General features: G+C 40.0%; 10 protein-coding genes. All 10 read left to right on the forward strand.

Annotated features, from left to right (window positions below):
• Positions 1–206: 206 nt before the first annotated feature.
• The 10 genes from ilvN (at position 207) to AC5590_RS16630 (ending at position 13112) form a co-directional block, all read left to right on the forward strand.
• Positions 207–728: an acetolactate synthase small subunit gene (ilvN, locus tag AC5590_RS16585; protein ID WP_169264644.1), complete on the forward strand. Its 522-nt coding sequence runs from the start codon at positions 207–209 to the stop codon at positions 726–728.
• 1064 nt (positions 729–1792) lie between these two features.
• Positions 1793–2203 (forward strand): hypothetical protein, encoded by a 411-nt coding sequence (locus AC5590_RS16590; RefSeq protein WP_169264645.1) that lies wholly within the window; start codon positions 1793–1795, stop codon positions 2201–2203.
• A gap of 183 nt (positions 2204–2386) precedes the next feature.
• The gene (locus tag AC5590_RS16595) at positions 2387–4600 is read left to right on the forward strand and encodes a GumC family protein (RefSeq protein WP_169264646.1); all 2214 of its coding nucleotides are present in this window, start codon (positions 2387–2389) and stop codon (positions 4598–4600) included.
• Positions 4601–4664: 64 nt separating this feature from the next.
• Entirely contained in the window at positions 4665–5981 is a 1317-nt protein-coding gene (locus AC5590_RS16600) for a flippase (RefSeq protein ID WP_169264647.1), read from the forward strand.
• A 73-nt stretch (positions 5982–6054) separates the two neighbouring features.
• Positions 6055–7065 carry a glycosyltransferase family 2 protein gene (locus AC5590_RS16605; protein WP_169264648.1) on the forward strand — a complete coding sequence of 337 codons (1011 nt, stop codon included), beginning with the start codon at positions 6055–6057 and terminating at the stop codon, positions 7063–7065.
• Positions 7066–7322: 257 nt separating this feature from the next.
• Entirely contained in the window at positions 7323–8258 is a 936-nt protein-coding gene (locus AC5590_RS16610; protein WP_169264649.1) for a glycosyltransferase family protein, read from the forward strand.
• Positions 8259–8340: 82 nt separating this feature from the next.
• Entirely contained in the window at positions 8341–9612 is a 1272-nt protein-coding gene (locus AC5590_RS16615) for a glycosyltransferase family 4 protein (protein WP_169264650.1), read from the forward strand.
• 42 nt (positions 9613–9654) lie between these two features.
• Positions 9655–10893, forward strand: a complete 1239-nt coding sequence (locus tag AC5590_RS16620; RefSeq protein ID WP_169264651.1) for an O-antigen ligase family protein — start codon at positions 9655–9657, stop codon at positions 10891–10893.
• Positions 10894–10922: 29 nt separating this feature from the next.
• Positions 10923–11939: a GT-B fold glycosyltransferase domain-containing protein gene (locus AC5590_RS16625; RefSeq protein WP_169264652.1), complete on the forward strand. Its 1017-nt coding sequence runs from the start codon at positions 10923–10925 to the stop codon at positions 11937–11939.
• A 303-nt stretch (positions 11940–12242) separates the two neighbouring features.
• Positions 12243–13112, forward strand: coding sequence for a glycosyltransferase family 2 protein (locus AC5590_RS16630; protein ID WP_169264653.1), 870 nt, complete (start codon positions 12243–12245; stop codon positions 13110–13112).
• The last annotated feature ends 75 nt before the right edge of the window (positions 13113–13187 follow it).

A 13187-nucleotide genomic window follows, 5' to 3' on the forward strand; every position in this document is an offset into this window, starting at 1 on the left:
CTTTTGGGGGGAAGCGGGGGAACATAACGTGCCGCCCCGTTGTAGCACCTGGCGTTCTCCCGACCTAGGCGACTACGTTCGCGTAGCGTCTCCGCAGGAGATACCCGGAGGGTAACAGGTATGAATGCAACAGTGCATGTAGCTCGACTACACACTGAATATCTCTGTTATTTATAACTTACTTTCTCTAGCCTGTGTTGGCGACGATGAAACATACCTTATCAGTACTTGTCGAAGATGAAGCGGGAGTTCTTTCCCGTATTTCTAGCTTATTTGCCCGTCGCGGCTTTAACATAGAAAGCCTTGCCGTTGGTCCTGCTGAGAAATCAGGTATTTCTCGGATTACAATGGTAGTCCCTGGTGATGACCGTGTGATTGAACAACTCATCAAGCAACTATATAAGCTGATCAACGTTTTGAAAGTGCAGAACGTTACGGAAGTTCCTTGCGTGGAACGAGAATTGATGTTGCTTAAAGTGAATGCAACCAGCAGCACGCGTTCAGAAATTGTCGCACTGTCTCAAATTTTCCGGGCGAGAGTCGTGGACGTGGCAGAAGATTCTGTTACCCTCGAAGTTGTGGGAGATCCAGGTAAAATGGTGGCGATTGTACAAGTGCTGCAAAAATTTGGCTTAAAAGAAATCGCTCGCACCGGCAAAATTGCTTTAACTCGTGAGTCTGGTGTAAATACTGAGTTGCTGAAGTCTTTGGAAGCGAAGGTTTCCTGAGAAGGCGATTCGCGTACGTTACGCTTTGCAACATCGCCCCTTGTGGAGCTAAGAACTAGGAGCATCGGTTGTTTTGCGTGACTGTGTTCTTCCCAGAACAAACTGCCCCTAAAAGCTTTGGGGCAAAATAGCTCCTTTGAAGCTTCCAGAGGAAGGCATCCAAAGGTTCAGAAATAAAGCAATTGTAAAATTTTTTTGAAGCATAACCTACAGGAGAACTATCCGACTCCTCAAGGGTGCGGGATAGTTGACTGTTGCTATTCAGTAAAAACCTTTTTTTTATTGTTCTTTACAGTTCTTTGACATAAAATTCAGTCAAATCACTGAGGACGTAATACAGCAAATGCCTGTTTAGCATACATCTGAGTCAAATTCTACGTAAATAACACGGTTATTAAATTTGATTTTTTCTTAAAGTGGTGTTGATAACACAGTAAAGTGTTGTAAGTTAAACATATGGCTGTAATTAACAACAGCACTTTCAACCAGGGTTACAAGCAGTCAACAAGTAAATGATTCTCTTTTCTGGGAAGCTTAAATGCTTCAAGAGGTCAATTTACAATGGTAATTATATGACTACTTAGAGACACAAAGTTATTCTGTCTCTTAGAAGTAAACTTATGGGTCTTGCTCTACCTTAGACTCTGTTGATTTTTTAGTTAAGTCGCTTTGTTTCTTGTGTAATTGATTTAATACTAGGGTTTTTATCTTCACGTCTATCTACCCAGGGTTTTTTACATTTACGTCTACCTACAGACTACTCTTATTAGTCAGTGCAAACGAGCATGATAAATAGATCATAGATGCTGTTTAATCAATTCACTAGAAACAATTGTCTCAACACTTTTATATAAAAAGAAAAAATGAAGACATGATTCCTAGGCTTGTCATATCAGGAGTCATTGTAATTCAACAGCGCATTATTCATGCGCGGAGTTGGGCTTCGATGGTCTTTGCGATCTCAGTCCCTCCAACGTAACCTTTTTTGTCGTGCGTCCACTGATAAGAAGGTCGAATTGCGGAGATAGTGTCACTGAAATTAGAAACATTTAAGGGTGATCGAATTGCACAAAAGGTGTGAGCGAAATCGCAAACGTTCAAAGCAACGGGCTATTTATTGTCCAACTCATCAATGCCATCTCAACAGCATAAGTCAAAAGTATCCATTGTTTAGTGATCGGGCTGAACAACTACAGCAACGGGGAATTAGCAGACAAAAAGCCTTAATGTTAATGGCGAAAAAGACTGCAATTTCCCTAGAATGTGAATGGTTAGAAGCATTCTGGTGTGAGCAGTGTAATAAACCAAAGTGGTATCACCTCAAAAAGCAGGGTTGTATCTATCACGTATCAGTAGCATTGCCAGAACTTTGGCGACAAGCAGTGGGTGTCATGCATCTCGAAGGAAATCCTTCGGTTAGTGAGTTTACCCGCCGACACGCACGGAAAGCTGGATATAACAGCAAGGATTTCTGATTTCGAGGTTGAGCCAGTTGCGATCGCCCAAGCCGCGCGCCCTACGCCCGAGGCACAAAGTGCCTCCCCTGAACTTCGTTCAGGGAACCAAGCGTTGCAAGAGCGTGTCCGCAGGACTCAGCTTGGTTGGGCGTATACGGGCGATCGCAATTGAATGTATCACTAGGATTAATATCTGCCAATATGAATGATCTATCAAAATTTGAAGAAATTGATTTTCACAAATATTTGCAGGTTCTGCAACGACGCTGGATACCAGGGGCAGGAGTTTTTGGAGCAGTTGTTACCCTTGCATCGTTGAATGCACTCTCCTTGAAACCTACATATAAGGCAGAGGCAAATCTTCTGATTAAGACGAATCAAACTTCCTCACTAACAGGGTTGGGGGAAGCTATAGGAGCTATAGGACGGCTTGAATCTTTGGGTTTGACAAACAATCCGTTAGATACTCAGGCAAAAATAGTTGCATCTGTTCCAGTTATTGAGGAAACAATTCATTCACTTGCTCTCAAAGATGACAAAGGCAAACAGCTTAAAATCCGAGATTTTACTAAAAGACTTAAGACAGAAAGTGTAAAAGGAACCGATATCCTGCAAATTTCCTATACAGATAAAAATCCTAACCTAGCTGCAGAAGTCGTCAACAAAGTTATCGAGATTTATATCAGGAATAATATAGAGGCGAATCGGGCTGAGACTGCCTCAGCTGGCAAGTTTATTAGGCAGCAGCTTCCCGATACTGAAGACGCCGTAAGAAGAGCAGAGACAGCTTTGCGTAGATTCAAAGAGAAAAATAAAGTAATCGTTCTGCAAGAAGAAGCCACTGCATCAGTCAATAGGATTTCCAAGTTAGAAGAGGAAATTTCTCAAGCCCAAGCTCAACTAGTTGATGTTACTGCTCAATCGCAAAAGTTACAGAATCAGGCGAAAATTAATTCCCAGCAAGCTGTAAACGTTGCACAGTTGAGTCAAATACCAGGAACTCAAAAACTACTGGAGCAGCTTCAGGAAGCTCAAAGCCAACTTGCGGTTGAGCAAACCCGTTTACAGCCAGAACACCCTACTATTATTAATTTGTCAGAAAAAATTGCTGCTCTTAAGAGCTTGCTACAACAGCGGACAGAGCAGGTTGTTGGCAGTAAACAGCAAGTTAGTATAAGTAATTTACAGATTGGAGAACTGCGACAAAAGCTAATTGAAGATTTTGCTCGCTCTGAGGCAAAGCGCGTCGGTTTAGAAAGACAAATTACTACACTTTCTAATGAGAGATCTGCCTACAAAGAACGAGCAAACATTTTGCCTCAGCTAGAACAGACACAGCGACAGCTTGAGCGGAGGCTCAAAGCAGCTCAAACAACTTACGAAACTCTTTTGACGAGACTGCAAGAAGTCCGGGTTGCAGAGAATCAAAATATTGGAAATGCTCGTGTCATCTCCGCTGCTTTGGTACCCGATCTACCATCTGGTTCTCAAAAAAAACTGATTATCGGCGGTGGAGCAGTTGCTGGTATCTTGCTTGGTGTAATTGCTGCCTTCAGTTTAGATGTAATCGACCGCTCAGTTAAGACGGTTAAAGAAGCGAGGGAATTATTCCAATACACCTTGCTGGGTGTTATTCCTTCAGTAAGTAGGAGTGGCAAAAAGAGTAATTCTCTTCCCAAAGTGATTGGTAGGGACATTCCTCACTTTCCTGTGGGTGATGCGTACCAAATGTTGCAAGCGAACTTGAAGTTCTTGAGTTCGGATAAAAAGCCAAAAGCGATTGTGGTTACGAGTTCCGCCTCCAAAGAGGGAAAGTCTGAGGTGGCTGCAAATTTAGCTGTGGCAATGGCTCAAGTGGGGCGTCGGGTTCTGCTGGTGGATGCGGATATGCGTCATCCAGTTCAGCATCATGTCTGGGAGATGACGAATGCAGTGGGTTTGTCGAATATCATTGTTGAGCAACTTCCCATAGATAGAGCTGTGCAGGAAGTTATGCCCAACCTCTACGTTCTTCCCTCTGGAGTTTTGCCTCCTAACCCAGTAGCGCTGCTAGATTCCAAGCGGATGGCTGCATTAGTCGCCTCTTTTGCAGAAGAATACGACTTCGTCATTTTCGATACCCCAACCTTAGCAGGAACAGCGGATGCTGCTGTTTTAAGCAAGCTATCTGACGGCATCTTATTAGTAGTTCGTCCTGGGGTAAGTGACTATGTCAGTGCCAATGCGGCTAAAGAGTTTTTGAATCAGTCCGCTCAAAATGTTTTGGGCATGGTGATTAACGGGGTGAATGTGAAACGTGAACCTGACAGCTATTTCTATTACACGAAAGATTCGACTGAGGCAGGTTTTGCACCTGGAAATTCTGTACTCACAGAAATAAATACATCAGGGTTTATACGAAAGGAGGATGTCTAATGCACAGGCTAGCTGTGTATTTACGCTCAAAAAGCAACGATTTTGACAAACTACAACAAATTTGATGCTACCTAAGTTCAAAATTCAGAAGTTATCACTTCTCAAATCTAACTCTGGGCTACGCGCGATTATTGCAAATACAGGTTGGCTATTTGCTGACCGCATTCTTCGCATGGGTGTAGGTCTTCTGGTTGGAGTCTGGATTGCACGCTATTTAGGAGTGCAGCAGTATGGTCTTTTAAACTATGCAATTGCCTTTGTCTCCCTGTTCAGTCCATTTGCCACCTTAGGGTTAGACAACGTGGTAGTTCGCGATCTTGTGAGAGACTCATCGCACAAGAAGCAAATTTTAGGGACAACTTTCTGGCTGAAACTACTTGGTGGAGTCGGCTCTGTATTGTTATCAGTTGGTTTCATCTGTTTGATACGTCAGGATGAAAACTCGACTGTCTGGTTAGTAGCGATTTTGGCAACCGCAGGAATTTTTCAGGCTTTGGACACAATTGACCTTTGGTTTCAGTCTCAAGTGCAATCAAAGTATACAGTAGTTGCTAAAAATACAGCTTTTGTAATCATTACTCTTATCAAAATTGCTTTACTCAAGATGCAGGCATCATTGATTGCTTTCGCCTGGGCGAGTTTGGCAGAGATTGGATTAGGTGCTGTGGGTTTAGCGATCACTTACAAAGTCAAGGGTCACTCACTGTGGGTGTGGCGTTGGAGTTTTCCTCTTGCTAAAGCTCTCCTCAAGGAAAGTTTACCTCACCTTTTTTCCGGTTTAGCCATTCTCATTTACATGAAAATTGATTTAATTATGCTAGGTCAAATGCTTGGGGATAATGCTGTAGGTATTTATTCAGCTGCCACTCGTATTTCTGAGGTTTGGTATTTTATTCCGACAGCGATTACTTCTTCAGTCTCTCCCTCAATTTATACAGCAAGGCAAACAAATGAAGATTTGTACTATCGGCGCATAGGGCAATTACTTCGTCTACTAGTGTTGCTTTCTCTAGCAATTGCCTTACCGATGACATTCTTGTCAGGAACAATAACTTCTATGCTGTTTGGTAATGCTTATGCAGGAGCAGGACCTATTTTGGCAATTCATATCTGGGCTGCATTGTTCGTCTTTATGGGGGTTGCCACATCACCTTGGTTTAATGCTGAGAGTTTGGCTCACCTTTCTATGTACATAACTTTTATGGGAGCAATTATCAATGTGCTGTTGAATTTATTCCTTATTCCTTCCTACGCTGGAGTTGGTGCAGCAATTGCAACCGTAATTTCTTACGCCTATGCCTCATTTTTAAGCAATGCTATTCATCCTAGCACTCACAAAATCTTTCAGTATCAAATGAAATCTCTTTTCATAATGCGTTAATCAACTACCTTTTTTTACGCAAAGGATTATAACAAAAAGATTACTATAAAATTTAATCTGGAGTTAAAATAATATGAATGATCAATATCAAAATCGTGCAACTATTTCATCAATACTAAATGGAACACCGCGACCTTTATGGTCTGTAATGATTCCCAATTACAATAGTGCCAACTATCTGCGCCAAACACTAAAAAGTGTGTTAGACCAAGACCCTGGTCCTGACATTATGCAAATCGAGGTGATTGACGATCATTCAACCAAAGATGATCCAAAAGCAGTTGTTGAAGAAGTAGGTCGTGGACGAGTAGGTTTCTATCAACAGCCGCAGAATGTAGGTTTTATTAGAAATTTCGAGACTTGCTTGCAAAGAGCACGTGGTCAATTGATTCACCAGCTACATGGTGATGATTGTGTACAGGATGGTTTTTATCGGAAAATGCAACAAGTCTTTGAGCACAATCCAGAGATAGGTGCTGCCTTTTGCCGACATATTTACATAGATGCAGATGGACATTGGCATACTATTTCTCGCTTAGAAAAACCTGAAAGTGGTGTTTTAAGTAATTGGTTGGAGCAAATTGCTATAGAACAACGCATTGCTACACCATCAATAGTAGTTCGTCGTAGTGTTTATGAACATCTAGGAGGTTTTGACCGTCGAATCGTTTGCTGTGGTGAGGATTGGGAAATGTGGGTTCGCATTGCTGCTCACTATCCAGTAGCATATGAGCCTGAACCATTAGCGCTATATCGCTTCAAGCCTTTAGAGTCGTTAACTCCAAAGCGGATTCAGCAAATTATGCAGGATATGCGGATGGCTAGTGAAATTATCCAATCTTACTTGCCCAATTATCTTCCTCAGTCTACTGCTGCCAAACTATTGAATAAAGCCAGAAAAAATTATGCACTATGGTCTATTGAAAAAACAAGCCAAATGTTATCCAAAGGAGATATAGGTGCTGGATTTGAACTGTTTCATGAAGTCCTTAAGTGTCATAAATCATTTGAAACAGTTGTAAGAGCAATCCTGAAATTATTAAAATCTCAATTGATTCATACGTTGACCCAAACACGTAACTAAAATTTCGCTTTTTCTATTATTCATAATTTCCTGGTTATAGAAAATATTCTATTAAGTGAAATGCGAGATAAAAAGCTATTGTAGATTATATATCTGAAATTATACAAATAATCATATCAACTTTATTAATATGATTATTTGTATAATTTTAAGTACACTAATAAAGAAATAGGATGTAACCGTTTCTGGATCCCTATATATGTGTACCAATTTTGGGGAAGTTTTTCTGTAAAGCTCTTTGAAATAAAGTGAAACTAATGCATAATTTTCAACTAAAAACGCCCGTTGCTTTTCTCATTTTCAAGCGGACTGAATCTACGGAGAGAGTATTTGAAGCAATTCGCCAAGCAAAACCTCCTAAGCTTTTGGTGATTGCAGATGGACCTCGCACAGATCGACCTGGTGAAGCAGACAAGTGCGCTGCCACCCGAGCAATTATTGATCGCGTTGATTGGGACTGTGAAGTTTTGAAAAACTATTCCGACGTAAATATGGGGATGAAGAAGCGTGAAGCTAGCGGATTTGATTGGGTTTTTGAGACTGTTGAAGAAGCAATTATTCTCGAAGATGATACTTTGCCACATCCTACTTTTTTTAGATATTGTGAAGAGTTGCTAGATTATTATCGCGATGACGAACGGGTAATGCTCATTTCTGGAAACAACTTCCAGTTTGGGCGTAAACGTACAGAGTATAGCTATTACTTTTCCCGCTACCCCAATACTTGGGGCTGGGCGTCATGGAGACGAGCTTGGCAGCATTATGATATTGAAATGAAGTTTTGGCCAAAAATTCGGGATGATGAATGGCTTAAATTTATATTACGAGAACCTAAAACTGTGAAATTTTGGTTCAAAAAGTTTCAAGAAACCTATAAGGAAAAAATTAGTACTTGGGATTACCAGTGGATATTGACTTGTTGGGTTAATAATGGTTTTTCTATCGTTCCAGATGTTAATTTAGTTACCAATCTTGGTTTTGGTTCAGAAGCGACTAATACAAAAGATAGCACCAGCCCTCTCTCTAATATCCCTACACAAGAAATGTGTTTTCCCTTACAGCATCCACCATTTCTAATTCGCCATCCTCAAGCAGATGATTTTACCCAAAAGACTCATTATCAGTATCAGCCAAATATACTTTGGCGTGCTTTTAACAAAAGTAGAAAAATTATAAACAAGATGATGAAGTAATTCTTTAGTTTAGTAATTAGCAATCAAGTAACAAGGGAAAAGTTCGTAAACCTAATTCCCCATTTATGGAAGTTATTAAACCATGAAGGCTTTGATACTCAGCAATTCTGATATTTCTGGTGGAGCTGCTCGTGCTACTTATCGACTGCATCAAGGTCTTCAGGATATTAATTTTAACTCTCAGATGCTAGTGCAAGTCAAAAACAGTGACGATCAAGCAGTCATTGGCTCACGATCTGTATCTGGAATCGGACAAGTTGTCACTGGCTTGAGATTGATTTTAGATCAACTACCTTTAAAGTTTTACGACAATCGCGTCAGTACTACTTTTTCACCTCAATGGCTTCCAGACACAATCCACTCTAAAATTGCTCGACTTGCTCCAGATATCATTAACTTACATTGGGTGAGTGCTGGTTACCTACAGATTGAAACAATCGCTAAATTTAATAAACCTATAGTCTGGACATTTCACGATATGTGGGCATTTACTGGAGGATGCCACTACAATCAAGACTGCGATCGCTACACAGCGTCTTGTGGTGCTTGTCCTCAACTTGGTAGTAGTAAAAATTGGGATTTATCCCATTGGGTATGGCAGCGCAAAGCTAAGGCATGGAAAAACTTAAATCTAACAGTTGTCACTCCTAGCTCTTGGCTTGCTCAATGTGTCAAAGTAAGCTCTCTATTGAAAGAAAGGCGAGTTGAGGTTATTCCCTATGGTCTTGATACTCAAAAGTATAGACCAATCAACAAACAGGTTGCTCGATCGCTACTCAATTTGCCTCAAGATAAACAGCTTCTTCTTTTTGGGGCACTACAAGCAACCAGCGATAAAAGAAAGGGATTTCACCTATTGCAATCAGCACTTAATGAATTGAATGAATCTGGGTGGAAAGATAGACTGGAATTGGTTGTTTTTGGTTCTTCCAAGGCAGAAAGTTCCACTAACTTCGGTTTTAAGTCTCATTATTTGGGTATGTTAGGGGATGATTTGTCTTTAGCATTAGCATATTCAGCCGCAGATGTTTTCATTGCACCGTCAGATCAGGATAATTTGCCAAATACTGTGTTGGAGGCGATCGCTTGTGGCACACCGTGCGTTGCTTTTCACATTGGCGGTATGCCAGATATGATTGAACACCAGAAAAATGGCTACTTAGCTCAACCTTACAAAATAGAAGATTTGGCTGGTGGAATTGCTTGGGTGCTAGAGAACACAGAGCGGCATCAGAAACTTTCTTACCGCGCCCGTGAGAAAGCAGAACAAGAATTTACCTTGGAAATCCAAGCACGTCGCTACTTATCTCTTTTTAAAACTCTTGTGATGGAATCTGAGGTATCAAAACACTGAATATTAGTAATTTTTTATCATCTTAATTACTAATAAATGCAAATGAACAATCAATTGATGAATCGCTGGATGAGGAACTTAGAATTTGGAGTTTCCGTTATCTGGCTTCTGTATTTTATGGGTGTCAAGCTACCATCACTTTTCACGACATTGCTTAATGCTTTAAGCTATCCAATTATTGCTATTTTGGTTATTTTACGATGGAAGCGTTTACCCTATGTTGCTACTAGAGATATACCTCTGTTGCTCTTTATTGGAACTGCTCTAGCTTCTGTTTTATGGTCTGGCGATCAGAACATGACCTTAAAAGGTATTGGCGGTTTGTTGCGTATGTTGATGTTTGGGGCATACTTTGCTACTCGCTATAGTATTGAGGAGCAGATGAAAATTTTGGCTTGGGTGTTTGGCATAGCAGCAATTTTAAGTTTAGTAGTTGCCTTAGCTATACCAAGTTACGGAATAGATAAAGAAGGATGGACAGGTATTTTTCCTTACAAAAACTTTTTAGGTTACACAATGAGTCTAGCAGCCATCCTTTTTTTGCTGACTGCTTTCAAAGAGCGAAGCCAAAACTGGTTTGCTTGGATCGGATTTGGTCTTGCTATTAGCCTGATTATACTGGCTCATAGTTCCGGTAGTTTAGTCAACATATTACTGTTACTGTCACTAATCCCTCTTTATCAGCTTGTTAAACAGCACTATAAACTGCGGGTGATTTTTCTGGGCATAGTATGCGTTTTGGTGGGAGGTACAGCTTTATTTATTTTAGGTAATTTGGAAACTATCTTAGTTGATATTCTTGGAAAAAGTCTTGAATTGAACGGACGTACACCAATATGGACATTGGCTATTGAGAAGGGAATGGAACGACCTTTCCTAGGCTACGGGTATAACGCTTTCTGGAGTTCAGATGCTGGTATCTACATCATGATTAATACATGGTCTGGGTTACGTGAAACAGGCTTTAACTCTCATAACAGTTATTTAGAATTGTTTTTGAATTTAGGCTTCATAGGTTTGTTCCTGTATGCAATTAGTTTAGTAATTGTATTGATAAAAGCACTTATTCTGTTACGTTCAACTCAAGAAATACAATTTATTTGGCAGATTCAATTACTTATCTTTATTAGTATAGCCAGTATGGCGGATACTAACTTTATTATGTCAGCAGGTAGTTCATATTGTTGCATTTATATCTCAACGTCTCTATCAATTGCTATTGAATTTGAGAGAATGAGAAGAAAACGCAACTTCCAAAAATTATATGCTCATTCAGGATAAGCTAATCGATAATTCAGGAAAAATAAAAGATGTCAACACGCATAGCTTTTTTAATTTGCACAGAGCCTGGTCGTTTGGAAGGTCAATCTCTACTTTTAGCAGAAAGTATTCGTAAATACTGCGGCAACTTAAAAGATACACCTATATACAGTTTCCATCCCAGAATAGGTGAACCGATCTCTATCCAAACTAGGAAAGCATTTGAAGCTTTGGAAGTTATTCATCAACAACTTCCCATAAATACAGATTTCCATGACTATTATTTGGCAAATAAGCCTTTGGTTTGCGCTTATGCAGAAAAAACCATAGATGCAGAAATTCTTGTCTTTCTAGATAGTGACAAATGCTTTTTCTCTGAGCCTAAAGAGTTTTTACTTCCACCTGGTTGTAATGTTGCTATACGTCCTGAGTATGGTAGAGGTATTGGCTCTACTGGGAGTCAAGATCCTCAAGATGAATATTGGAAGAAACTGTATGAGGTGGTTGGTGTTAAGCGTGAGATATTTGTCAACACACCTATTGGCAACAAAAGAATTAGAGGATACTGGAATGCTGGATTGGTAGCTGTGAGAAGAAGTGCTGGTATCTTTAGCGCTTGGAAGGAAAATTTTGAGAAAGTAATGTACCTAAAGCTTAGCCCTACTCAGGGAAATTATTATGTTGAGCAATCAGTCTTGTCTGCTACTTTATGTTCCTTGGAAGAGAACGTATTTAACTTACCTTTTTCTTATAATTACCCGTTGCCATTACATAACCGTTTATCTAAACAAGCACAAATAAACAGTTTTGATGAAATGGTGTCGATTCATTATTTTAATATGTTTTATTATCATGACTGGAAAAAACAGTTATTAAATTTAAAAAATCTTGAGACAAAATCAGAAAAATATCAATGGCTCTGCGAAGGAGTTATGAGACACAATATGCCATTTAAACCAGTTTTACATCGATATATATTGCAACTCAGAAAAATCGAAAAAAACCTGCATTTTTTTAAGATGAATATTCACTTAAGTGATTGGATAGAACGCGTAGCTCAACTCTAAAGTAACGGGAGCATCCCAATTTTGCAAAAATATGTTTGTCATTGCGAAGCGGAGTGAAGCAATCGCAAACTTTTGGAATTGCTTCGCTACCCTATGGCTGACGCCACGCCCCTAAGGGGGCGCGGAGCTAACGCGTCTACACTCCGTTACGCTCGCTGCGGACAATTAATCATCTGAGTTTGATATGACTTAAACATTTGGGATGCTTCCAAAGTAACTAGCTAACAGCAGATGAATGAAATATTAGTTGAATTTAAATTCGGAGTATGTTGGGGTTTGATGTAAAGGGAGAACTAATAACTTATGAAGCAGCCATTAGCAGTCATTATGACCTGTTATAACAGGCGCGATATAACTCTCGCCTGTCTGCGTGCATTGTATCAACAGATAAAGCCTTTTGATGTTTACTTAACTGATGATGGTAGTTCTGACGGCACTTCAGATGTGATTAAGGCTTCCTATCCACAAGTTCACATTCTTAAGGGTAATGGAAATTTGTTTTGGGTTGGAGGAATGAGACTCGCATTCGCTGAAGCTATGCAAAGGGATTATGAGTATTATCTTTGGTTAAATGATGACACAATTCTTGAACCAGGGACCCTTGAGCATCTCTTAGCTATCTATAAAGGTTTATCCGAGCATGGTCATTCTAACTCCATAGTAGTAGGTTCAACAAAAGACCCACTAACAGGAAAACCTACGTACGGCGGCGCAGTAAGGTCAAAGCGTTGGTACTCTAATAAGTTTGAGTTTTTAGAACCCTCTGAGCTTCTCCAAGAATGCGACACTATGTACGGTAATTGTGTGTTGATTTCACAGTTTGTAGCCAGAAAAGTAGGAAACTTAGACGCTGCATTTATTCATAGCTTTGGGGATCTTGATTATGGTCTAAGAGCACGCAAACTAGACTGTTCTATATGGGTTGCACCTGGTTATGTCGGTACCTGTACCAAGAACTCAGTCCGCAATAGCTGGGCAGATACCGATTTGCCTCTGTTAGAACGTTTGAAAAAGGTAGTTCAGGTTAAAGCATTTCCATTCAAACCTTGGACTGTATTTTGTAGTCGGCACTCTGGTCGATTCTGGCTCGCTTATTGGTTCTTACCTTATATACGTGCAGTAATAGGTTACAAAAATTTAGCAGCCTCTCCCACTTTTGCTGAGAAAACTTAAAAATGTAGCTCACCTTAATGCCTTATTAGCTTATTTGACAGCATAAGAACAGTGATTTAGGTACAGTAAAAACTG

The sequence above is a fragment of the Brasilonema octagenarum UFV-OR1 genome (assembly GCF_963888615.1).
Taxonomy (GTDB): domain Bacteria; phylum Cyanobacteriota; class Cyanobacteriia; order Cyanobacteriales; family Nostocaceae; genus Brasilonema; species Brasilonema sennae.